General features: G+C 59.9%; 15 protein-coding genes and 2 riboswitches. Of the genes, 7 read left to right on the top strand and 8 right to left on the bottom strand.

Annotated elements, in window-relative coordinates; all coding sequences use genetic code 11:
• The first annotated feature begins 11 nt into the window (after positions 1 to 11).
• Complete coding sequence (locus AC3ISI_RS14970; protein ID WP_489332620.1) at positions 12 to 3,749, top strand: dermonecrotic toxin domain-containing protein; 3,738 nt, start codon at positions 12 to 14, stop codon at positions 3,747 to 3,749.
• A gap of 52 nt (positions 3,750 to 3,801) precedes the next feature.
• On the opposite strand, the gene AC3ISI_RS14965 is transcribed toward AC3ISI_RS14970, so the two are convergent.
• Both AC3ISI_RS14965 and AC3ISI_RS14960 read right to left on the bottom strand, forming a co-directional pair.
• On the bottom strand, positions 3,802 to 4,296 hold the full coding sequence (locus AC3ISI_RS14965) for a DUF934 domain-containing protein (protein WP_489332619.1): 495 nt from the start codon (positions 4,294 to 4,296) through the stop codon (positions 3,802 to 3,804).
• On the bottom strand, positions 4,280 to 5,938 hold the full coding sequence (locus AC3ISI_RS14960; RefSeq protein ID WP_489332618.1) for a nitrite/sulfite reductase: 1,659 nt from the start codon (positions 5,936 to 5,938) through the stop codon (positions 4,280 to 4,282). Before AC3ISI_RS14960 ends, AC3ISI_RS14965 begins: the two co-directional genes overlap by 17 nt.
• A 521-nt stretch (positions 5,939 to 6,459) precedes the next feature.
• Between AC3ISI_RS14960 and AC3ISI_RS14955 the strand changes: the two genes are divergently transcribed.
• A complete protein-coding gene (locus AC3ISI_RS14955; RefSeq protein ID WP_489332617.1) occupies positions 6,460 to 7,533 on the top strand; it encodes an ABC transporter substrate-binding protein in 1,074 nt (357 codons plus the stop codon).
• Here AC3ISI_RS14955 and AC3ISI_RS14950 read toward each other — a convergent pair.
• Positions 7,530 to 7,748 (bottom strand): DUF2970 domain-containing protein, encoded by a 219-nt coding sequence (locus AC3ISI_RS14950; protein ID WP_046820154.1) that lies wholly within the window; start codon positions 7,746 to 7,748, stop codon positions 7,530 to 7,532. The two genes, AC3ISI_RS14955 and AC3ISI_RS14950, sit on opposite strands and share 4 nt — an antisense overlap.
• Positions 7,749 to 7,950: 202 nt before the next feature.
• Positions 7,951 to 11,661 carry a methionine synthase gene (metH, locus tag AC3ISI_RS14945; protein WP_489332616.1) on the bottom strand — a complete coding sequence of 1,237 codons (3,711 nt, stop codon included), beginning with the start codon at positions 11,659 to 11,661 and terminating at the stop codon, positions 7,951 to 7,953.
• Positions 11,662 to 11,816: 155 nt separating this feature from the next.
• Here metH and AC3ISI_RS14940 point away from each other — a divergent pair, with 155 nt between their 5' ends.
• Positions 11,817 to 14,114: a fatty acid cis/trans isomerase gene (locus AC3ISI_RS14940; RefSeq protein ID WP_489332615.1), complete on the top strand. Its 2,298-nt coding sequence runs from the start codon at positions 11,817 to 11,819 to the stop codon at positions 14,112 to 14,114.
• A gap of 138 nt (positions 14,115 to 14,252) precedes the next feature.
• Positions 14,253 to 14,837 carry a Fe-S biogenesis protein NfuA gene (gene nfuA, locus AC3ISI_RS14935; protein WP_007941757.1) on the top strand — a complete coding sequence of 195 codons (585 nt, stop codon included), beginning with the start codon at positions 14,253 to 14,255 and terminating at the stop codon, positions 14,835 to 14,837.
• Between the two features lie 141 nt (positions 14,838 to 14,978).
• On the opposite strand, the gene cobM is transcribed toward nfuA, so the two are convergent.
• The 4 genes from cobM to AC3ISI_RS14915 form a co-directional block, all read right to left on the bottom strand.
• Positions 14,979 to 15,725 carry a precorrin-4 C(11)-methyltransferase gene (gene cobM, locus AC3ISI_RS14930; RefSeq protein ID WP_489332614.1) on the bottom strand — a complete coding sequence of 249 codons (747 nt, stop codon included), beginning with the start codon at positions 15,723 to 15,725 and terminating at the stop codon, positions 14,979 to 14,981.
• An 82-nt stretch (positions 15,726 to 15,807) separates the two neighbouring features.
• Positions 15,808 to 16,221 carry a cobalamin biosynthesis protein gene (locus tag AC3ISI_RS14925; RefSeq protein ID WP_489332613.1) on the bottom strand — a complete coding sequence of 138 codons (414 nt, stop codon included), beginning with the start codon at positions 16,219 to 16,221 and terminating at the stop codon, positions 15,808 to 15,810.
• Positions 16,218 to 16,925, bottom strand: coding sequence for a CbtA family protein (locus tag AC3ISI_RS14920; protein WP_489332612.1), 708 nt, complete (start codon positions 16,923 to 16,925; stop codon positions 16,218 to 16,220). Before AC3ISI_RS14920 ends, AC3ISI_RS14925 begins: the two co-directional genes overlap by 4 nt.
• A gap of 11 nt (positions 16,926 to 16,936) precedes the next feature.
• Positions 16,937 to 17,128 carry a CbtB domain-containing protein gene (locus AC3ISI_RS14915; RefSeq protein ID WP_217838207.1) on the bottom strand — a complete coding sequence of 64 codons (192 nt, stop codon included), beginning with the start codon at positions 17,126 to 17,128 and terminating at the stop codon, positions 16,937 to 16,939.
• 119 nt (positions 17,129 to 17,247) lie between these two features.
• A riboswitch (cobalamin riboswitch) is annotated at positions 17,248 to 17,475 on the bottom strand.
• A gap of 199 nt (positions 17,476 to 17,674) precedes the next feature.
• Positions 17,675 to 17,886, top strand: a riboswitch (cobalamin riboswitch).
• Positions 17,887 to 17,988: 102 nt separating this feature from the next.
• On the opposite strand from AC3ISI_RS14915, the gene cobW reads away from it, so the two are divergent.
• From cobW to AC3ISI_RS14900, 3 genes are all read left to right on the top strand, one after another.
• Positions 17,989 to 19,050, top strand: a complete 1,062-nt coding sequence (gene cobW / locus AC3ISI_RS14910) for a cobalamin biosynthesis protein CobW (RefSeq protein WP_489332611.1) — start codon at positions 17,989 to 17,991, stop codon at positions 19,048 to 19,050.
• 3 nt (positions 19,051 to 19,053) lie between these two features.
• Positions 19,054 to 22,911: a cobaltochelatase subunit CobN gene (gene cobN / locus AC3ISI_RS14905; protein WP_489332610.1), complete on the top strand. Its 3,858-nt coding sequence runs from the start codon at positions 19,054 to 19,056 to the stop codon at positions 22,909 to 22,911.
• Between the two features lie 145 nt (positions 22,912 to 23,056).
• Positions 23,057 to 24,055: a magnesium chelatase ATPase subunit I gene (locus tag AC3ISI_RS14900; RefSeq protein ID WP_489332609.1), complete on the top strand. Its 999-nt coding sequence runs from the start codon at positions 23,057 to 23,059 to the stop codon at positions 24,053 to 24,055.
• Positions 24,056 to 24,138 lie beyond the last annotated feature (83 nt).

Here is a 24,138-nt window from a genome sequence, read left to right as displayed (position 1 = left end):
ATGGAATGCACATGACCGACCTCCATCATGACAATGTCGCCGGCCCGCTACGAATGCGCGACGAGCTCAACGCCGCCGTGCACATCGCGCTGCCACAAACCCCAGGCCAATTCGGGGCACGCCTGATCAAAGAAAAATGGGGGGCGGATATCGATCCGCAGACGGCCTTGCTGGTCACGCTCGATTACAACTACAAGGGCCATCCTGCAAAGGACGGCCTCCAGCAGGGGCAAGTGGCGAGCTCGCAATCGCTGTTGCAAGCGTTGCTTTCGAATTATCAAACCGTGGGCGACGGACGTTTTGCGGAAAGCGCGTTTGGCTTTTACACACCGCCGGACATCGGACCGTCCGTTCAAATCGTGCAGAAAGTCGACGAGTTCGCTGACCACGGCAGCGGTAATCATCAGACCTATGAAGGCATTTATTGCCTGACGTCCCCGCAAACCTATGGGCCGTCGACGCAGCTCGGCATAAAACCTGCACATTTCAAGAAGTGGGTCTGGGAGCTGGATTTGCAGGGTTTGTACAAGGCATATCTCGATCAGGCCTGGCCGTCCGACGACGTGCTCGTTGCACCACAACCCTATGCGCTGAGGACCTCGGTCAAAGCGGCATTTGTCATGAGCGCCTGGCTGCAGCGGCATGAGCAACGCCTGAGTAAAAAGGGGTTGGAACTGGCCATGCAGGTAGCAGGTTTGCCGGTGAGTCAGGCATGGGAAACGCTGACGATCGAACCATTGCAAGCACCGACCCGAATCGCCTCCACGGTTACGGCGAGCCGTTTAAAGCTGTATCGCTACACCGCAACTGACATCTGGACCTTTCGTGTCGCCGCCAGCCCCCGAGTGTTGATGTACATCCCGGGCAACTCTTCACCGCTACATGACTTCGCCGACGTATCGCAGTTGCACCAGTGGGTGGTGAAACAGAGCCATGCCAGTGCCACGAAACAGGCGCTGGCTGCTCATTTTGCCGACGACGACCGACAGGACGGCACGTTCCACGCCGGTGTGCTGACGGCGCTGGACGCCATGGCGATTTACCCCCGAAAGCACTGGCTGACCAACAATGCCGGGTTCTTCAACAATGATGGCTATTGGGATCCCGCCGAGTACATCGGCTTCGACGATCAGCCACCCGCGACTGATCCGTTTGCACAATTGGTTTTGACCATGAAGCAGGCTGCCCGTGAAAGCGCCAAAACCATCCGGGACGATGCACAAGTCAACCGCGACAATTTGAGCGCGGTTGTCGAACCGGTCGTGAAATGGATAAACCGGTTCGGGCCACTGGCCTTGTTTGTGCCAGGAGGAGAGGGTGTATTGGCACTGGCCGGGCTCATCGACGCCGGTTATGGGCTGGACGAGGCGGTGAACGGTGAAACCTCGGTTCAGCGTAAAGAGGGCATAACCCGCACGGTATTTGGCTTGCTCAATGCACTGCCGCTGGCAGGAGCTGTACGGGATGCCGTTGTTGAAGGGGCTGAGGCCCAGACGCTGTCGCCAGGTGAACACATCGTCGTAACACCGACGGAGGCGGTTGTGGCTGTGCCTTTCGGCCTGTCGCGGATGGAACTGATCCGCGGCATTGGCCCCTCGGTGGCGTCATTCAGCGATGAAGTTCTGGCACAGATTGGCAAGGTCAGCGCGGTCGAAGACGACATGCTGCGCTTGATGCACACCGGCCGGCCACCGACGCCGTTGCTGGCCGATACGATCAGCCGCTTCAAGCTCGATCAGGAATTGGGTGGGGCTGGGAAAACCACGTTATTCAACAGTCGTTATGCCGCGCTGCAGCAATCGGAGCATGAATGGGTCCGGCTGTTTCAGCACCAGTATCCCGGGCTTCCCAAAAGCGCCATCGAACAAATGCTCGACCGCTACGGCGTAGATATCCGCACGTCGCCCGACGCTGTGGAGGTCAGGCAAGTGATCAAGCGTCTGGACAGCAAGGCCCGGCAATATCAACAGCATGTCCGGCTCAACCGTGCCTACGAAGGCTTTTACCTTCGCTCGATCGACAACCCCGAGACAGACACACTGGCACTGCATTCGCTGCCGCATCTGCCGGGATGGCCCAAAGATCTTCGAATAGACATTCTTGATGGCTCGTCTGCTGGCCGTGTGCTGGACCGCAGTGGTCCACTCGATGCCGCTCACTGTCGAAGCATCATCAGGACGGGAAATCGCTATCAGCAACAAGGTACACAATCGGACCTCTACGAAGCTGTCCTCGGAATCCTGTCAGATGATGAGCGCTCGGCGTTACACCTGGTGTCTGATAATCCTGTCAATGAATTTCGGCTCAAGATCGGCGCCGTGGCACTGCCTCGTTCGCAAGCACTGCTGGGGTTACAAAGGATGGACAGCAGACTGACGTTCGAGGCTCAGGGACTGCGCGGCGGTGGTTATCCGTCGACACCTCAAGGCGCAGCCATGACCCACGAAATGATGCGGTTGCAACTCAAGGATATTTATCCCGACTTCACAGCTGCGCAGGCCGATGAGGCACTGCAGCGCGCGGGCAATAATACGCAGGCTTACATCGATGGGTTGAAACAGCAGTTACAGCAACTCAACACCGACCTGAGCAGTTGGGTAGATCAGGTTGTCGATGATGTGCATGACATGGACCTTCCGTTTCTGACGTTTGGCCATGAGGCCGCGCAGGGTTTGAGCCCGGCACAAGTTGCGACCTACAACGTCCAGCTCCTGATGGAGGAGATGGAGGACGAGCGTGCGCTCAGGACTGAGCTTGCGGAGGAATTGACTGCGATTTGGCAGAAGCGGGGAACGGGACCGCGCACCACGCTGGATATGAACTTCGAAAACTATCACCGATTGCCTGCGTTGAATGTGAGGTTCGACGACGTGACCGAGTTGTTGATGAAGGGCTTCCACCTGACCGAACAAGACAGTCTGAACGGGTTTATCGAGAGTTTCCCCAATCTGGAAACTTTGAATCTGGACAATGTGGACTTGCGTCATTTCTTCGTGGCAGGCGACGCGGGTCGTTCCTTACCTTCGGCGATTGGTCGATTGACACGTCTTCGTACACTCAACCTGCAAGCAACACAGCTGGTATTCACTGACAGTGCCGCCTCACAACTGCGTGATCTGACCCATCTGCAAACGCTGGACTTGAGCGACAACCCCTTGGTCGTGCCGCCGTTGGTGATCGGCATGAACGATCTGCGTCAGCTCAACCTGAGAAACACTCAAATCACCCGATGCCCGATCGGTATCAGGGAGGAGCCCTATCTGACGTCGCTGGATTTGCGTGACAACCAGATCACCCGGGTACCGCCAGCGGTCATAAACCAGGCAGTCGAAGATGATCGTGTGCTGCTATTGGGCAATCCGCTGACAGACGAAGACACGCTGCGCCGATTGGTCAGCCATCGAGAGCAAACGGGCATTAATTTATGGCTCAGCGCGCCCGGCGCCGGCAATGGCTCGCCGAGGGTATGGCTGCGAGACTACGACGCAGCGTTGCAACAGTCACGACAAGCCCTTTGGCAGCGACTGGCAGGCAAGCCCAATGGCACACGGTTTTTAGCGATCATGGACAGGCTGAGCCTGACGGCCGACTTTCAAGTCCGCTATCTGTCGCTACAAACACGAGTCTGGCGATTGTTGGACGAGGCGGACGCTTCGCAGGAAATGTGGGATCGATTGAGCAGCAGCAGCGGACGCTTTGATCATCCGATGGCGGCTTTCAAGGCGCTGGAGGATCGTGCCAATCTTTAACTTAAAGCTGGAGGGGAGCCTTGAACCCCGAAAGGGGTTCAAGGCTTGACCATCAGCGACGACGGAACAGCGGCAGCGGTTCGTCGGTGGCGGCCTGATACGTTACCGAGAAGTCCTTGAGACCTTCCAGGGCTTCGTACGGGTCTTTGTCGGGGCGGACCGCGAACGCATCGAAACCGCAGCGATGCATGTAGAACAACTGATCGCGCAGCACATCGCCAATGGCCCGCAATTCGCCTTTGAAACCGTAACGGTCACGCAGCAGGCGGGCGTTGGAGTAGTTGCGGCCATCGGTAAAGGCCGGGAAGTTCAGGGCGATGACCTGGAACTGCTCCGCGTCTTCACCGATTTCTTCGGCTTCTTCATCGGCATCCAGCCACACGCCCAAGCCACCGTCGCGGGCCTTGAGCATACGGCTGTGTTCGCGCCACAGCTGCAGGGGGACGATGAGGTCGTCGCAGTTGCTGATCTCGTCGATGTTGAAATCCTTGGGCAGCAGGTGCCAGGTTTCGTCGACGACTTCGTTGTTCTTAATGATTCGCTGCATAGACGCGCTCCTTGAAGAGGTCGATGCCAATACGCTGATAGGTGTCGATGAAGCGTTCGTCTTCGGTACGTTGTTCGATGTACACGTCGATCAGCTTTTCGATCACGTCAGGCATGGCTTCCTGGGCAAAGGACGGGCCGAGGATCTTGCCCAGGCTGGCGTCACGGCTGGCGCTGCCACCGAGGGACACCTGGTAAAACTCTTCGCCTTTCTTGTCCACCCCGAGGATGCCGATGTGGCCGACGTGGTGGTGACCACAGGCGTTCATGCAACCGGAGATGTTCAGGTCCAGTTCGCCGATGTCGAACAGGTAGTCCAGGTCATCGAAACGACGCTGGATCGATTCGGCAATCGGGATCGACTTGGCGTTGGCCAGCGAGCAGAAATCACCGCCAGGGCAGCAGATGATGTCGGTCAGCAAGCCAATGTTCGGCGTGGCGAAACCTTGTTCGCGCAACTCGCCCCACATCGCGAACAGTCGGGACTGTTCAACGTCGGCCAGAATGATGTTCTGTTCGTGGGATGTGCGTAGTTGACCGTAGCTGTAACGGTCGGCCAGGTCGGCCACGGCGTCGAGCTGCTTGTCGGTGATGTCGCCCGGTGCAACGCCGGTCGGCTTCAGGGACAGGGTCACCGCCACATAACCCGGTTTCTTGTGGGCCAAGGTATTGCGGGTGCGCCAACGGGCGAAGCCTGGGTGCTGCTGGTCGAGCTCGGCCAGTTCGGCGGCCTGGTTGTCCAGGGCCTTGTAGTCCGGGTCAACGAAGTGCTTGGCGACGCGATGCACTTCAGCCTCGGTCAGCGTTGTCTGGCCACCACGAAGGTGTTCCATTTCCGCGTCGACCTTTTGTGCGAAGACTTCAGGCGTCAGCGCCTTGACCAGAATCTTGATTCGCGCCTTGTACTTGTTGTCGCGACGGCCATAGCGGTTGTAGACCCGCAGGATGGCGTCGAGGTAGCTCAACAGGTCTTGCCACGGCAGGAATTCATTGATGAACGCACCCACCACCGGCGTACGGCCGAGACCACCACCGACCAATACACGGAAGCCCAACTCGCCTGCGGCGTTGTGCACCGGCTCAAGGCCAATGTCATGGACTTCGATGGCGGCACGGTCAGACGTCGAACCGTTGACCGCGATCTTGAATTTACGCGGCAGGTAGGCGAATTCCGGGTGGAACGTAGTCCACTGACGGACAATTTCGCACCATGGGCGCGGATCGATCAATTCATCGGCGGCGACACCGGCGAACTGGTCGGTGGTGACGTTGCGCAGGCAGTTGCCGCTGGTCTGGATCGCGTGCATCTGCACGGTCGCCAGTTCAGCGAGAATGTCCGGAATGTCTTCCACGGCCGGCCAGTTGAACTGCACGTTCTGCCGGGTGCTGATGTGGGCATAGCCCTTATCATAGTCGCGGGCAATTTTGGCCATCATCCGCACTTGGCGCGAAGTCAGTTGGCCGTAAGGCACCGCCACTCGCAACATCGGCGCGAAACGCTGGATATATAGCCCGTTTTGCAAGCGCAGGGGGCGGAATTCTTCTTCGCTCAGCTCCCCTGCCAGATAGCGTCGGGTCTGATCACGGAACTGCTTGACGCGGTCCTCGATGATCCGCTGATCGTATTCGTCGTATACGTACATATAAGTCCTGTTCTCAGGCTTGGGTCGCTCGGATACCGCTGCGTTTTTGTGTTTGCCGCAGTCCAAGAACCTCTGCAATTCTGCGCGCACGGCCGCGCTCTCCCTACGGAGCCGGGGCAAGATACCAGTTTGCGGTTATGCGCAAAAGTGATGTTTGAGTATATGTAAAGAACCAAAGTGACTAACAGGAAGCGTTATGACCAAACCCTTATTTGTGGTGCGGGCAATCGTCGTCTTTACTGTGGTCGAGTCTTTGTGCAATCACCGATAAAACCGACAAGAGGCGATGCAATGAGCAACCCTACCAAAGCTACAAAGCCTGACAGTACGGTCGATGCTTGGGCGATCTTGTTTCTGATCATCCTGGTCGTGGGCACGGCGGTATTCTGGGTCAGCCATCAATAACCGACCCCGTCCGGGTCCCATTCCGACGATTGTCGGACAAAAACCGTAATAAACGCCGTTTTACGGAACCTCACTGGCTATAATGCGCGGCGGTGTTTCCGGGGGCTCGGACGTTAATGTTGAAAGTTTTCTACATCTTCCTGCTGATGCTGGGCGTGGGTTATGGACCGGCTACGCGTGCGGAGTCGGTGTTGTTCCTGAGTCCGGGGAAGGCCCAGGAAGGCTTCTGGATCAGCTACTCGCAATTCATGCAGGCAGCGGCCCGCGATTTGGGCATCGACTTGCAGATTCTCTATTCCCAGCGCATGCCCGAACTCACCGTGGCGCAAGCACGCCAGGCGTTGCAGGGGCCCGACCGGCCGGACTATCTGGTGTTCGTCAACGAACAGTACGTTGCACCGCAGATCCTGCGACTGGCACAGGGCAGCGGCGTGAAGTTGTTTATGGTCAACTCGTCGCTGACCGCCAATCAATTGAGCCTGCTGGGTGACCGTCCCGATCGCTTGGGCAGTCTGGTGCCTAATGACGAGGAGGGCGGCTACCTGATGCTCAAGGAGTTGATTCGCCAGCATCCACCGGCCGCACCCGGTCAGGACATCGAACTGCTGGCCTTTTCCGGTCTGAAGACCACGTCCTCGGCGCAACTGCGCGAGCAAGGCATGATGCGAGCGCTGGCCGAACATCCGGAAGTGCGTTTGCGGCAAATGGTTTACAGCGGCTGGACCCGTGAACGCGCCTATGAACAGGCGAAACTGCTGCTTCGGCGCTATCCGAAGGTCTCGCTGATATGGTCAGCCAACGACGAAATGGCCTTCGGCGCAATGCAGGCGTTTGCGGAAACGGGCGGTGTACCCGGCAAGGACGCCTTGTTCAGCGCAATCAATACCTCGCCCGCCGCATTACAGGCGAAAGTCGATGGCACGCTGAGCGTGTTGTTGGGCGGGCACTTCACGTTGGGCGGCTGGGCGCTGGTGCAGTTGCATGATGTGGATCAGGGCGTGGAGCTCAGCCAGTACGGCGGCCGTGATCGGCAGGTGTCGCTTCTGCAACTCGTGGACAAGGCGACAGCCAAGCGAATGCTGGCCAAGGGTGATTCGCCAGAATACGGTGTGAATTTTCGTCGTATGTCGGCTAAAGGACAGCCAACGTCCTATCGTTACCCGTTCAACCTGCAAACGTTGATGCGCTAAACCCCGGCCAGATGCACCACCAGCTGGACGATGCCATACAGGGTCAACGCGAACACTGCGGTGAATAAAATCCCCAGAATCACGAAATGACTCGGTTTGCCGTGAGTGAAATCCCGGGCCCGGTTCTTTCCGCTCTGCACCCCGAACGCGGCGGCCATGACGCTGTGCAGCATCTGCCAGAAGGTTGGCGGCTTGTTGTCGACTGGATCGTCCATAAATCCCTCGTCACGTGTGTTTGAGCCATAAGCATAGACCTACGGCTGACACAAACAAATGTGGGAAACAACTGGGAGCGGGCCTGCTCGCGATGGGGCCCCTTCAGTCAAAACAATGTTGACTGTCAGGCCGCTTTCGCGAGCAGGCTCGCTCCCACAGGGGGATCTCCGCTGGCCACAGTAGTGTGGCCAGGTAGCTGACTTAGTTGTCGTAACCAAGGTTTGGCGCCAACCAACGCTCGGTCACGCTCAGCTCCTGACCTTTACGCGACGTGTAGCTCTGCACCTGATCCTTGTCGATCTTGCCCACGGCAAAGTACTGCGCCTGCGGGTGAGCGAAGTACCAGCCACTGACCGCTGCCGCCGGGAACATCGCGTAGTGCTCGGTGAGGAACACGCCGCTACGACCGGCCTTCATCTCTTCAGCTTCCGGATCCAACAGTTTGAACAGCGTGGACTTCTCGGTGTGATCCGGGCACGCCGGGTAGCCCGGAGCAGGGCGGATGCCGGTGTATTGCTCTTTGATCAGCGCCTCGTTGTCGAGCGTCTCGTCCTTGGCGTAACCCCAGTAGTCTTTACGCACCTGCTGGTGCAGCCACTCGGCGCAGGCTTCGGCCAGACGGTCGGCGAGTGCCTTGACCATGATCGAGTTGTAATCGTCGCCGGCGTCCTGATAGGCCTTGGCCACTTCTTCAGCGCCGATGCCGGCGGTGGTGATGAACCCGCCCACATAGTCGATGACTTCGCTGTCCTTCGGCGCGACAAAGTCGGCCAGGGAGAAGTTCGGCTTGCCATCGGTCTTGATGATCTGCTGACGCAGATGGTGCAACTTGGCAATTGCCTTGCCATCATCGCCGTAGACTTCAATGTCATCGTCTCGCACCTGGTTGGCCGGCCAGAAGCCGAACACTGCACGGGCGCTGATGAGTTTTTCGTCGATCAGCTTGGCGAGCATTTCCTGGGCATCGGCGTACAGCGAGGTCGCGGCTTCACCGACGACTTCGTCTTCGAGAATGCGCGGAAATTTGCCGGCCAGGTCCCAGGAAATAAAGAACGGCGTCCAGTCGATGTATTCGGCCAGAACCTTGAGGTCGATGTTGTCCAGCACTTTGGAGCCGGTAAACCTCGGTTTGACCGGTTCGTAAGTACCCCAGTCGAACTGTGGCTTCTTGGCGATGGCCGCCGGGTAGCTCAGGCGTTCGGTGCGTGCACTGCGGTTGGCCGTGCGTTCGCGAACGTCGATGTATTCCAGGCGGGTTTTTTCGACGAACGCCGGTTTCAGTTCCTTGGACAGCAATTGTGTCGCCACGCCGACGGCGCGGGAGGCATCGGTGACGTAGATCACCGCGTCGTTGCTGTACTTGGGCTCGATTTTCACCGCCGTGTGCGCTTTGGAGGTGGTCGCGCCACCGATCATCAACGGCAGGTAGAAGTCCTGACGCTGCATTTCGCGGGCGACGTGGACCATTTCATCCAGCGAAGGCGTGATCAGGCCGGACAGGCCGATGATGTCGCACTTCTGCTCCTTGGCTACTTGCAGGATCTTTTCTGCCGGGACCATCACGCCAAGGTCGACGATGTCGTAGCCGTTACAGCCCAGGACAACGCCGACGATGTTCTTGCCGATGTCGTGCACGTCGCCTTTGACCGTCGCCATCAGGATCTTGCCCTTGGCTTCCGGTTTGTCGCCTTTTTCCAGTTCGATGAACGGGATCAAGTGGGCCACGGCCTGCTTCATCACGCGGGCGGATTTCACCACCTGCGGCAGGAACATTTTGCCGGCGCCGAACAGGTCGCCGACAATGTTCATGCCGGACATCAGAGGGCCTTCGATCACTTCGATCGGACGAGCGAACGACTGGCGCGATTCTTCGGTGTCTTCAACGATGTGCGTGGTGATGCCCTTGACCAGTGCATGCTCCAGACGCTTGTTGACTGGCCAGCCGCGCCATTCTTCGGTCTCGGCTTCCTTGACGCTGCCGTCGCCCTTGTACTTGTCGGCAATGGCGAGGAGGGAGTCGGTGCCTTCCGGAGTGCGGTTGAGGATCACGTCTTCGACGGCATCGCGCAGCTCTTGCGGGATCTGGTCGTAGATCTCCAGCTGACCGGCGTTGACGATGCCCATGGTCAGGCCGTTGCGGATCGCATACAGCAGGAACACCGAGTGAATCGCCTCACGCACCGGGTTGTTGCCACGGAACGAGAACGACACGTTGGACACGCCGCCCGAGGTCAGCGCGTACGGCAGTTCGTCGCGGATGTAGGCGCAGGCGTTGATGAAGTCGACGGCATAGTTGTTGTGTTCTTCAATGCCGGTGGCCACGGCGAAGATGTTCGGGTCGAAGATGATGTCTTCCGGCGGGAAACCGACTTCGTTGACCAGAATGTCGTAGGAGCGTTTGCAGATTTCTTTCTTGCGCGCTTCGGTGTCGGCCTGGCCGGCTTCGTCGAAGGCCATCACGACCACCGCAGCACCGTAGCGCTTGCACAGTTTGGCGTGGTGAATGAACTGCTCGACACCTTCCTTCATGCTGATCGAGTTGACGATGCCCTTGCCCTGGATGCATTTCAGGCCGGCTTCGATCACTTCCCATTTCGAGGAGTCGATCATGATCGGGACGCGGGAGATGTCCGGCTCGCCGGCAATCAGATTGAGGAAGGTCACCATGGCCTTCTTCGAATCGAGCATCCCTTCGTCCATGTTGATGTCGATTATCTGGGCGCCGGCTTCGACTTGCTGCAGGGCGACTTCCAGGGCTTCGGTGTAATTGTCTTCACGGATCAGGCGGGCGAATTTGGCGGAACCGGTGATGTTGGTCCGTTCGCCGACGTTGACGAACAACGAACTGCGATCGATGGTGAACGGTTCCAGCCCCGAAAGGCGGCAGGCCTTGGGGATTTCGGGAATTTGACGCGGTGCATAACCGGCCACGGCTTTGGCGATGGCTTCGATATGCCCCGGCGTTGTGCCACAGCAGCCACCGACAATGTTCAGGAAGCCACTTTGAGCGAATTCTTCAATGACCTTGGCGGTGTCCACCGGCAGTTCGTCGTACTCACCGAATTCGTTCGGCAGACCGGCGTTCGGGTGCGCGGACACATGGGTGCCGGCCTTGTTCGACAGCTCTTCCAGGTACGGACGCAGTTCGCTGGCACCGAGGGCGCAGTTCAGGCCGACCGAGATCGGCTTGGCGTGGGCCACGGAGTTCCAGAACGCTTCGGTGGTCTGGCCGGAGAGGGTACGGCCGGAGGCATCGGTGATGGTGCCGGAGATCATGATCGGCAGCTCGATGCCCAGCTCTTCAAACACGCCTTGCACGGCGAAGATCGCCGCTTTGGCATTCAGGGTGTCGAAGATGGTTTCAATCAGGATCAGGTCCGCGCCGCCTTCGATCAGGCCCTTGGTGGATTCGGTATAGTTCTCCACCAGTTCATCAAAGGTCACGTTGCGGTAGCCGGGGTTGTTCACGTCTGGCGACAGTGAGCAGGTGCGGCTGGTCGGGCCCAGTACGCCGGCAACGAAGCGCGGCTTGTCCGGGGTTTCCCGGGTCTTGGCGTCGGCGATCTTGCGGGCCAGACGGGCGCCTTCGACGTTTAACTCGTAAGCCAGGCCTTGCATGCCGTAGTCGGCCAGGGAAATCTGGGTGGCGTTGAAGGTGTTGGTTTCCAGAATGTCGGCGCCGGCATCCAGGTAGGCTTTCTCGATGCCACCAATCACGTCCGGGCGCGTCAGCACCAACAGGTCGTTGTTGCCTTTGACATCGCTTGGCCAGTCAGCAAAGCGTTTGCCACGGTAATCCTGTTCTTCGAGCTTGTAGCTCTGGATCATTGTGCCCATGCCGCCATCGAGAATCAGGATGCGCTCTTTGAGGGCGTGCTTGAGAGCTTGAAGGCGAACACTGCGATCGGACATTTGGACTACTCGGAAAGGCCATGACGAAGGGGCGGAATCATAGCAAACCTGTGCGCTTTTAGAGCATGCGCCGGATTTGCATGAATATCGTTCATGTTGGTACGGGCGTCCACCCGGTAGAATCGCGGCGATTTTTCATGATTGGGACCAGGGATATGTCGTATCGCGTCATCATCAGCATGTTTATGCTGCTTCTAAGCTGGGACGCCGCTGCGCAAGGTCCGGCCATTTCCTCTGCCATTTCCTACAGCCGTGACATACAACCGATCTTTACCGAAAAGTGCGTGGCCTGCCATGCATGCAACGATGCCGCCTGTCAGCTCAACCTCGGCAGTGGAGAAGGGGCGGCGCGTGGCGCGACTAAAGTCCCGGTCTACGACGGTGATCGCCGCGCCGCCGCAGCCCCGACCCGGCTGTTTTACGACGCCTTTGGCAAGCACGCCTGGCAGCAGAAGGGCTTCTTTCCCGTGCTCGACGCCCAAGGCAGTCAGGCCGCGTTGATGGCGCGGATGCTTGAACTGGGCCACAACACCCCATTGCAACCCAATGCCAAATTGCCACAAGACATCGTGCTGGGACTGAATCGGGAAAACATGTGCGCCACGCCGGCGCAATTCGACGGTTACGCCAGTGCGCATCCCAAAGAGGGCATGCCGCTGGCAGTGACTGGCCTGACCGATCAGCAATACCAGACGCTGCAACGCTGGCTGGCGTCGGGTGCGCCGATTGATGAGCAGGGGCTGGTGCCGAGCGCGAAAGAAGCGTTGCAAGTGGTGCAGTGGGAAAACCTGCTTAACGCGCCCGGCTCCCGGCACAGCCTGGTGGCGCGCTGGCTGTTCGAGCACTGGTTTCTTGCACATATCTACTTCAAGGACGGCGAGCCAGGGCACTTCTTCCAGTGGGTGCGCTCACGTACGCCAACCGGCCAGCCTATTGATCTGATCAGTACACGCCGTCCGAATGACGATCCCGGCACTCAGGTGTATTACCGCCTGTGGCCGGTGCAGGGCGTGATTGTGCAGAAGACCCACATCACCTATCCGCTGAGTGCGGCGAAGATGGCGCGGGTGAATAGCCTGTTCTATACCGGCAACTGGCAGGTCAACGCCTTGCCCGGTTACGGGCCGGAGCGGCGGGCCAATCCGTTTGCGACGTTTGAAGCAATCCCGGCGCAGGCGCGCTACCAGTTCATGCTCGACAACGCCGAGTACTTCGTGCGCACCTTCATTCGCGGCCCGGTGTGCCGTGGCCAGATTGCCACGGACGTGATCCGCGATAACTTCTGGGCGATGTTCCAGGCCCCGGAACATGACCTCTATATCATCGACCCGAACTACCGCGGCCAGGCGACGCCGTTGCTGGCCATGCCGGGGCAGAACGATGACGTCGGCAGCGTCTTGAGCCTGTGGCATGACTATCGCGACAAACGTAACGAGTACGAAGCGCTGCGCCGGGACAGCTACGCTGAAGCACCGGCGCCCAGTTGGTCGACCTTGTGGGCGGGGAATGACAACGCACTGTTGAGCATTTTTCGGCACTTCGACAGTGCCTCGGTGAACAAGGGCCTGATCGGCGATGTGCCGCAAACGATGTGGCTGTTCGACTTTCCGCTGCTGGAGCGCACCTACTATCAACTGGCGGTGAACTTCGACGTGTTCGGCAACGTTTCCCATCAGGCCCAGACCCGTCTGTACTTCGACCTGATCCGTAACGGCGCCGAGCAGAACTTCCTGCGCCTGATGCCGGCCAATTCGCGGGACGGCTATCTCGACGATTGGTACCAGAACAGTGGCAGGCTCAAGATGTGGCTGGACTACGAGGCCATCGATGACGACAAGCCGACCGCGCTGAAACTCGACGAGAAAGACCCCAAGCGCGACTTCGCCATGCAGTTACTGGCCCGTTACGGCGATCTCAATGCCAAACCCGATCCGATCAATCGATGCGAAGGCGCGTATTGCTCGCGGCCGAATATCGACCCGGCGTTGCAGAGCGCCGAACAGGCCTTGAGTCGCCTCACTTCGCGTCCGGCGGCTGGATTGAAGGTCATCGACCAGTTGCCGGAAGCGACGATGTTGCGCATCGAAACCGCAAGCGGCAAACGCGAGGTCTACAGCTTGCTGCGCAACCGTGCCCACAGCAACGTCGCGTTCCTGCTCGGTGAGTCGTTGCGCTATCAGCCGGGGCTCGACACGCTGACCATTTTCCCGGGTGTACTCAGCAGCTACCCGAACTTCATGTTCAACATTCCGGCCGACCAGGTGCCGGCCTTCGTCGATGCAATGGAACGCGCCAACGATACCGACAGCTTCGAGAAAATCGTCGAACGTTGGGGAGTCCGCCGCAGTCATCCACAATTCTGGTTCTATTTCCACGACCTCAGCCGGTACGTCCACGAAACCGACCCGGTGGAAGAGGGCGTGCTGGACATGAATCGCTACGAAAACCTCTGATCCACCGAAATCCCCTGTAGGAGCTGGCAAGCCAGCTCCTACAGGGGGGAATCAATGTTTCTTTCCCGACAAAAATACTAGGACTTTGTGCGGAGCGTTGATTGGCGTAAACTGCGCCCAAGCCTGCGAGGAGTTTCCATGACCGCTATAACCATTACCGACGCCGCCCACGATTATCTGGCTGACCTGCTCTCCAAGCAGAACACCCCGGGTATCGGCATCCGCGTCTTTATCACCCAGCCTGGCACCCAGTACGCCGAAACCTGCATTGCCTACTGCAAGCCGGGCGAAGAAAAACCTGAAGACACGGCGCTGGGGCTGAAAAGCTTCACCGCTTATATCGATCACTTCAGCGAAGCCTTCCTGGACGACGCGGTGGTCGATTACGCCACCGACCGCATGGGCGGCCAACTGACCATCAAGGCGCCAAACGCCAAAGTGCCGATGGTCAACGCCGACAGCCCGGTCAACGAGCGCATCAATTATTACCTGCAAACCGAGATCAACCCGGGGTTGGCGAGCCACGGCGGTCAGGTCAGCCTGATCGATGTGGTCGAAGACGGCATCGCCGTTCTTAAATTCGGCGGTGGTTGCCAAGGCTGCGGCCAGGCGGACGTGACCCTGAAGGAAGGCATCGAGCGCACCCTGCTTGAGCGTATTCCTGAGCTCAAGGGCGTACGTGACGTGACGGACCACACGCAGAAAGAAAACGCCTACTACTAAGGTGTTCGCTGCGAAAATAAAAAACGGCGCCCCGTGAGCGCCGTTTTTTATTGGTGAAGTCCACTGACCCCATCGCGAGCAGGCTCGCTCCCACAGGTGAATGCGATCAACTGTGGGAGTGAGCCTGCTCGCGATGGGGCCTTATTGGCGATAGAGATGCGCATGCCCGGCGCGATACAGCGACGACTCGCTGAACTGGTCACTCCCTAACACCCGTCCCACCAGAATCAACGCCGTCCGCCGAAACCCCTTGGCTTCAACCTTCCCGGCAATATCCTCAAGCGTCCCCACCACCCAATCCTGATCCGGCCACGTCGCGCGGTGAATCACCGCAATCGGACAGTCCGCGCCGTAATGCGGCAGCAGTTCAACAAGAATTTTCTCCAGGTGATTCACGCCCAAATGTATGGCCATGGTCGCCCCGTGTTGCGCCAGACTGCCCAGTTCTTCGCCCGCCGGCATGGCGGTCTTGTCGGCGTAGCGGGTCAGAATCACGCTCTGCGAAATGTCCGGGAGAGTCAGCTCCGCCCCTAAAAGCGCTGCACACGCCGCCGTCGCCGTGACACCTGGAACGATTTCAAAAGGAATATTGAGCTCGCGCAGATAGCGAATCTGCTCGCCAATCGCGCCATACAGACTCGGATCGCCGGAATGAACCCGCGCGACGTCCTGGCCGTTAGCGTGGGCGGTTTTGATTAGTTCGATAATCTGTTCCAAGTGTAATTCCGCGCTGTTGACCACCTGTTCGGCGCGATGGCCTTCCAGCACGGCGGCAGGCACCAGGGAGCCGGCGTAGATGATCACCGGGCAGGTGCGAATCAGCCGTTGGCCTTTGACCGTGATCAGTTCTGGGTCGCCGGGACCTGCGCCAATGAAGTAGACGGTCATCGTCAGTTCCTGTGAAAAGAAGAGGCTGGGCAAGGCTTCAGATGAAGATTGCTCATGATCGAAAGCGTGATTATCGGGGATTTTACGCAGCACCCGCTAATGCCAGCGTCGCTTGGGCAAGTATTTGTCGAGTAATCAGCAGTTTTGCCGGCGCCTGAGTCAGCTGTTCGGCCAATGCCAGGGCGGCACTTTCGGCTACGCCGTAGCAGCCGCTATGTTCGAACGCGATGTTCGAATGATGGCTGAGTTGCGGGTGATAACCGGCCAATTGATCACTGTTGAAATACATCAGCGGCAGCGCGAGTTGTTCCGCGAGCTCAATCAGGCCAGGTTCATCACGCTTCAAGTCGATGCTGGCCAGGGCCGTGATCTCATGAAGTCTGATGTGATGTGTCTGTAATGCCTGATCGAGCAAAGCACGTAGCGTGCTGGCGGGGCAACCACGCTGGCAGCCCAGGCCGACTACGAGCGTCGGCACTGTGCCAGCCTTTGTCATGCGTGGTATTGGCTATCGCTTTTGCGGCGGAACAACCAGGCACTGATCAGGCCCAGGGCCAGCCAGAACGCCACGTTGGTCAACTGCGAAGCGATTTTGAATTGAGCTTCCAGGGCTTCCGGCGCGAGCATCGAATGCACTTCAGGTTGTGGCGCGCCAATCACGTGCGGAACGGCCAGAATCGCCACGCCCAGCACTTTCATCAGCCAGTGACGGCTGAACACGATCAACGCGATCCCGACAGCGGTGGAGGCAGCGGTGCCGATCCACCAGATCTGCCGTTGCGCCAGATCCGCCGCAGCGGTGCCCGGCAATTCAGGCGGCAGGCCCAGGGTCGGTGCGAGGACAAACGTCGCATAACCGGCCAGACCCCACAGCAGACCTTGAGCGGTGCTGTTGGGGGCGCGCAGGGTGTAGAGACCGGCGAGCATCAGGGCGAAACCAACGGCCACCACCAGATTGCCGCCAGTGGTCGACAGCACGCGCTGCCAGCCGTCTTCTGGCTCCCAGGCTTCGGCGTCGTGGGTGTGTGCGGCCATGGCGCCTTCGGCGTGTTCATGGGATTGAACCACCGCCGGCTCGGCTTTCTCATAGGTTTCCGCTTGAAGAATCAGCGGCGCAACCCAGAAGCTTTGCAGCAAGGTCAGCAACAGGGCAGCCAGCAGCCCGGTGAACCCTGCGGTTTGCGCAATACGCTTGATCATGTCGTCAGCTCTCAATGGCACGGGAATGCAGAGCTGTGACGGGTATCGTGCGCGGCGTTGTGCACCGCTTCGATGTGCGAGAAACCGGCGAAGTACACAAGGCTAGCGCCCAGGATTGACGCGCAGACGGCGGCAGTCAGGCGTTGGGTCAGGGTAGAAGTGGTGCTGGCGGTTGTGTGGCCGGTGCTGCTGATAATCGACATGGCGCATCCCTCTGGTCTGTCAGCGGGTGAATAGAGCGCATGGAAAACCCCTGCGAGCGGGCACGCAGACGTTCAAACAGCGCCCGCCCACCGCGGGTTTGTTGTTCAGTGTCCGTAACGGTCACTTTGTGTTGCGGGCCGGTCTCCGGGCTCACGAGGGGCGCAGGCTTTCGCCTTGACCTGCAAGCATCACCTTCCCATGCCGAACTGCTGGCACAGTGGATTTGACGCTTCGCTCGCTTACCGTTGCGGGGGCAGCACCGGACTGACATGGCTTTGAGTAAAGCACATGATTCACCGGTTTCCCGTTTCACCCTGTGAAGGGCACCCGTAACAAAGTGCGTAGGAGAGCATGACGGGGCATTCGCGTCAATTGCCAAAGGTTCTCAACTCGAAATCGAGGTGCCTGCATCGCGGGCAAGCCCGCTCCCACAAGGATTGCGGCGCTCAACGCCTTAACTGATCGGGATTAGGGCTTGCCCGCGATGGCGTCATTCCATCCACCACAGAACGCGGCATGAACATTGACCCGCCCCAGCGGGATGCGTAGCCTTGCGCTTTCGAGGTTCTTCGGCGTTTGCCGAAGCTAAGAAGGGAACGCGGTCAATGCCGCGGCTGCCCCCGCAACTGTGAACGGTTCAGTTTCTGCCATGCCACTGCATGCGCCAGCCATGGCGCGAGCGGGAAGGCGCAGCAACCGCCAGTCAATCGACTGGCCAGCCGTCAGCCAGGAGACCTGCCTCGACACAGATTCTCACTTTCAACCGGGCGGGGTGATCCGGTGGCGAACTCTTCAGGCACGCGCATCCGCGTTGCCGGTCGTCGTCCCGTATGCCCGCCACCTTGCTAAAGGGCATCCGATGAAAACACTGGCCAAACTTCCCGTCACCATCGTTACTGGCTTCCTCGGTTCGGGCAAAACCACGTTGCTGCGCCACATGCTCGACAACGCTCAGGGTCGTCGTATTGCGGTGATCGTCAATGAGTTTGGCGAGCTGGGCATCGATGGCGAAATCCTCAAGCAGTGCTCCATCGGCTGCACCGAAGAAGAAGCCAACGGTCGCGTCTACGAACTGGCAAACGGCTGCCTGTGCTGCACCGTTCAGGAAGAGTTCTTCCCGGTGATGCGCGAACTGGTAGCCCGTCGCGGTGACCTCGACCATATTCTCATCGAAACTTCGGGCCTGGCCCTGCCCAAACCGCTGGTTCAAGCTTTCCAGTGGCCGGAAATCCGCAGCGCCTGCACCGTCGACGCAGTCATCACCGTCGTCGACAGCCCGGCCGTGGCCGCCGGCACCTTCGCCGCGTTCCCTGATCAGGTCGATGCCCAGCGCAAACTCGACCCGAACCTGGACCATGAGTCGCCGCTGCACGAGTTGTTCGCCGATCAGCTGGCCAGTGCCGACCTGGTGATCCTCAACAAGGCCGACCTGATCAGCCCTGAAGACTTGGCCCGCGTGCGCCTTGAAGTCGCCGAAGAATTGCCGCCTGCGGTAAAAGTCATCGAAGCCAGCAGCGGCCGTCTGCCACTGGACGTGTTGATCGGCTTAGGTGCCGGTTCCGAAGAACACATCGACAGGCGTCACAGCCACCACGATCATCACCACGAAGGTGAAGACGATCACGATCACGACGCTTTCGATTCCATTTCCATCGAATTGCCGCAAGCCGACGAAAGCCTGCTGATGGACGCGCTGACGCAATTGGTGGTCAAGCACGGCATCCTGCGCGTCAAAGGTTTCGCCGCGATCCCGAACAAGCCGATGCGATTGCTGATTCAGGGCGTGGGCACACGTTTCGACAAGCATTTCGACCGTCAGTGGGGGGCCGAGGAAGCGCGCACCACGCGCCTGGTGCTGATCGGCCAGGAACTGGACGCCGAACTGCTTGAAGCGCAATTGCGCGCCGCTCTCAGCGTTTAAGCCATGCACCTGCTCAGGACCCAGCCCGGCGGTTTCGTGTCGGATGACAACATCGCCGACCTTGGGCAAACCCCCGCCGAGCTGGTGATCCTGTGCAGCGGCGATTCCAGCCTGGCGCTGCTTGCTGAAGCCGCGCAGCAACTGCCCGACGACTACCCCAGCGTACGCCTGGCCAATCCGATGCAGGTGCAGAATCACGCTTCGGTGGATCTGTACGTCGACGAAGTGTTGCGCCACGCCAAGGTGATTCTGATCTCGCTGCACGGCGGCATCGCCTATTGGCGGTATGGCGTCGAGCGGCTGGTGCAGTTGTCCGAACGGGGCGTGCAACTGATTCTGGTGCCGGGCGATGATCGTCCGGACCCGGAGCTCAGCGACCTGAGCACTGTCGCTGCCGAAGACCGTGACCGGCTCTGGCAGTTTTTGCGTCAGGGCGGCATGGGCAATGCCCTGGACTTTTTCCGCTGCCTGGCCACTCGCTGGCTGGGCCGCGATTACACTTGGGCCGAGCCGCAAGTTCTGCCGCGCACAGCGATTTACCACCCACAAAAAAGTCCCGCTGAACTGAGCGATTGGCAAGCCGACTGGCAAGCCGATCAACCGGTGGCGGCGCTGCTGTTTTACCGCTCGCATTTGCAAGCGGCCAATACCGCTTTCATTGATGTTTTTTGCCAACGTTTGCAAGCGGCCGGGTTAAACCCTTTGCCGATTGCCGTGGCCAGTTTGAAAGAGCCTGGCTGCCTGACGGTGGTTGAGGGTTGGCTGGATGAAGTCGAGGCGGGGGTGATTCTGAACACCACCGGTTTCGCCCAGTCCAGCCCCGAAGCCCCGCACCTGCGACCGTTTCGCCGCGACATCCCGGTGATCCAGGCGATTTGCGCCCAGGACAACGAACCCGGTTGGCGTGCCAGCGAGCAGGGCCTCGGCCCGCGCGACCTGGCGATGCACATCGCGTTGCCGGAGCTGGACGGTCGGATCATCAGCCGCCCCATTAGCTTTAAGGATCTGGCGTGGCGCAGTGAGCGCAGTCAGTCGGATGTGGTGTGTTATCGAGCGCAGCCGGAACGCATGGATTTCGTCGCCGAACTGGCGCGGCGCTGGATCGATCTGGCGCGGGTGCCGAACAGCGAAAAACGCATCGCCCTGATCCTGGCCAATTACCCGACCCGTGATGGGCGCATCGGCAATGGCGTCGGCCTCGACACCCCGGCCGCATCACTGAACATCCTGCGTGCGTTGCGCAGCGAGGGCTATCCATTGCCGGCCGAATTGCCGGACAGCGGCACCGCACTGATTCACCAATTGCTCGGCGGCGTCAGCAACGACCTCGACACCTTGGACCAGCGTCCGTGTCATCAAAGCCTCGCGCTGGACGAATACGAACGGATGTTCGAGGCCTTGCCCGAAGCCAATCGCCAGGCCGTGCTGGAACGCTGGGGCACACCCGACAGTGACCCGATGTACCGTGGCGGGCGAATGATGATCGCCGGCCTGCGCTTGGGCCTGACCTTCGTCGGCATTCAACCGGCGCGCGGCTATCAGGTGGACCCGAGCGCGGTCTATCACGACCCGGACCTGGTGCCGCCCCACGGCTATCTGGCGTTTTACTTCTGGCTACGCAACACCTACGGTGCCCACGGCGTGATCCACGTTGGCAAGCACGGCAACCTCGAATGGCTGCCGGGCAAAGGCGTCGGGTTGTCGGAAAGCTGCTGGCCGGACGCACTGCTCGGGCCGCTGCCAAACATTTATCCGTTTATCGTCAACGATCCGGGCGAGGGCGCGCAGGCCAAGCGCCGCACGCAAGCAGTGATCATCGACCACCTGATGCCGCCGCTGACCCGCGCTGAAACCTACGGGCCATTGCGCAACCTTGAGTTGCTGGCCGACGAATATTACGAAGCGCAACTGCTCGATCCGCGTCGCGCCCGGGAATTGCAACGCGACATCCTGCAACTGGTGCGCGACACGCACATTGATCGCGAACTGCAACTGGACGAAAAACTCGACAGCGATGCCGATGCGGCGATCTGGTTGCCACGCCTGGACACGTACTTGTGCGATTTGAAGGAGTCGCAAATTCGCGATGGCCTGCACATCTTCGGCGAGTCACCGACCGGGCGGTTGCGCATCGATACCTTGCTGGCGTTGCTGCGGATTCCTCGTGGCGATGGGCGTGGCGCGCAATCGAGTTTGCTGCGCGCGTTGGCGAAGGCGTTCGAACTGCGTTTCGATCCGCTGGATTGTGCGTTGGCCAAGCCTTGGATGGGACCGCGTCCAGCTGAGCTGCAATCGCTCAGCGGTGAAGCCTGGCGCACGGCAGGGGACACCCGTGAACGTCTTGAATTGTTCGCCGCTCAACTCATTTCGCAAAACTTGATGACTGAACCCGGACCCTGTAGGAGTGAGCCTGCTCGCGATGCGATTCATCATTCAACATTGATGTTGATTGACCCATCGCTATCGCGAGCAGGCTCACTCCTACAGGAGGCACGCTGGTCCGAGGTGCACGCCATCCTCGACAGCCTGCGCGAAGTCGTGGCACCACGCCTTGACGCCTGCGGCCCAGCCGAAATGCGTGGTCTGCTCGACGCCTTGAACGGTCGCTTCGTCCCCGCCGGCCCCAGCGGCGCACCCAGTCGCGGTCGCCTGGACGTGCTGCCGACCGGGCGCAATTTCTATTCGGTGGACGTTCGCAACCTGCCGACCACCACCGCGTGGCGCATCGGCTTCCAGTCAGCCAACCTGATCCTCGAACGCCATATGCAAGACCATGGCGATCACCTGCGCCAGCTCGGCCTGTCGGTCTGGGGCACCGCAACCATGCGCACCGGCGGCGACGACATCGCCCAAGCCATGGCGCTGATGGGCGTGCGCCCGGTCTGGGCGACGGGCAGTCAGCGAGTCGACGATTTCGAAATTCTGCCGCTGAGCTTGCTCGACCGCCCGCGCGTGGACGTGACTTTGCGCGTCTCCGGGTTCTTCCGTGATGCGTTTGCCAACCTGATCCGCCTGTTCGATGCGGCGGTGCAAGCGGTCGCCGCGCTGGATGAGCCGGATGACCTCAATCCGCTGGCTGCGAAAGTGCGAGCCGAGCGTGAAGCGCTGATGCAATCGGGCCTCGATGAAGAAGCCGCGAATCGTCAGGCCGGTTGGCGAATCTTCGGTGCCAAACCCGGTGCCTATGGCGCCGGGGTGCAGGGCGCTATCGACGGTCGTCTGTGGCAAAACCGTGAAGACCTGGCCGAGGTTTACCTGAATTGGGGCGGCTATGCTTATGGCGGTTCCGACGAAGGCACCGCTGCCCGCGAACAATTCGCCCAACGCCTGAGCCAGGTGCAAGCGGTGCTGCAAAATCAGGACAACCGCGAACACGATTTGCTCGATTCCAACGACTATTACCAGTTCCAGGGCGGCATGCTCGCCGCTGTGGAAAGCCTCAGCGGTGAAGCTGCGGCGAGTTACCACGGCGATCACAGCCAGCCGGATTTGCCGAAGATCCGCACTTTGAAAGAAGAGCTGAATCGGGTGATCCGCTCCCGGGCGGCCAATCCAAAGTGGATCGAGGGGGTTAAGCGTCACGGCTACAAAGGCGCGTTCGAACTGGCGGCGACGGTTGATAATCTGTTTGCGTTCGACGCCACCACGCAGCTGATTGACGATCACCAGTACGCGTTGCTGGCCGACGCTTATTTGCTCGACCCGGCGACGCGCGAGTTTGTTCGCGAGCACAACCCGCACGCCTTGCGCGACATGACCGAACGGATGCTGGAAGCGCAGCAGCGGGGGATGTGGAAGGAGCCGGGTGAGTATCGCGAGGCGCTGGAAAACTTGTTGCTGGATATAGAAGAAGACAGCTAGCGCACTTACACCTGTGGAAGCGAGCCTGCTCGCGATGACATTCCTTCAGCCAACAAAGACGTTGGCTGAAACACCGCTATCGCGAGCAGGCTCACTCCCACAGGTACAAGGTTTACCTGCCACCGACCATGACCGAGTATTGAAGATGACCGACACCCCGCATTTCCCCTTATCCGCCGTGGTCGGCGCCGACGACTTGAAGCTCGCCCTGTGCCTGACCGCCATCGACCCGAAAATCGGCGGCGTGCTGATCGAAGGTCCGCGCGGCATGGCTAAATCCACCTTGGCCCGGGGGCTCGCGGACCTGTTGGCCAGTGGTCAATTCGTCACCTTGCCATTGGGCGCCACCGAAGAGCGCCTGGTCGGCACCCTCGACCTCGACGCCGCCCTGAGTGACGGGCGTGCGCAATTTTCCCCCGGTGTTCTGGCCAAGGCCGACGGCGGCGTGCTCTACGTCGACGAAGTCAACCTGCTGCCGGATCATCTCGTGGACTTGTTGCTCGACGTCGCCGCCAGCGGCACCAACCTGATCGAGCGCGACGGCATTTCCCATCGGCATTCAGCGAAGTTTGTGCTGATCGGCACCATGAACCCGGAAGAGGGCGAACTGCGTCCGCAACTGCTTGACCGCTTTGGGCTGAACGTCGCGCTCAGCGGTCACACTGCACCTACCGAACGTGGCCAGATCATCCGTCGACGTCTGGATTACGACAACGATCCACAACGCTTCTGCGCGCAGTGGGAGCATCAGCAGCAGTCGTTGCGCGAACGGTGCGAGAAGGCGCGCAGCGTCCTGGCGAGTATTCCGCTCGGTGATGAAGCGTTGGCGCACATTACCGAGCGCTGCTTTGCCGCCGGTGTCGATGGTTTGCGCGCTGACCTGGTGTGGCTGCGCGCCGCTCGCGCCCATGCCGCATGGCGCGGTGCAAACGCGATCGGTGAGGCCGATATCGACGCGGTCGCCGAGTTCGCCTTGCGCCATCGCCGCCGTGAGCAATCAACGCCGGCACCGCAACAGCATCAGCCGCCATCTGCGCAAAACTCCGCCCCGAGCGAAGGTCAGGGCCAATGGGGGGAAATGCCCGCCCAGGCGCTGCCGGTCGGCGCACGCCGTGAAGTGCCGAGCTGGCCAAAAAAGCCCTAGGCATTCGCCCTCGATCTGATGCGGGGGCGAATGCCAGGCCCCGCGCAGGACGGCTGGACAACGGCAAACAGGGCAAACGCCAT

The organism is Pseudomonas sp. GL_139_B (assembly GCF_057834475.1).
Note: the sequence above shows the minus strand (reverse complement) of the source record. Positions and strands in the feature narration are given on the sequence as shown.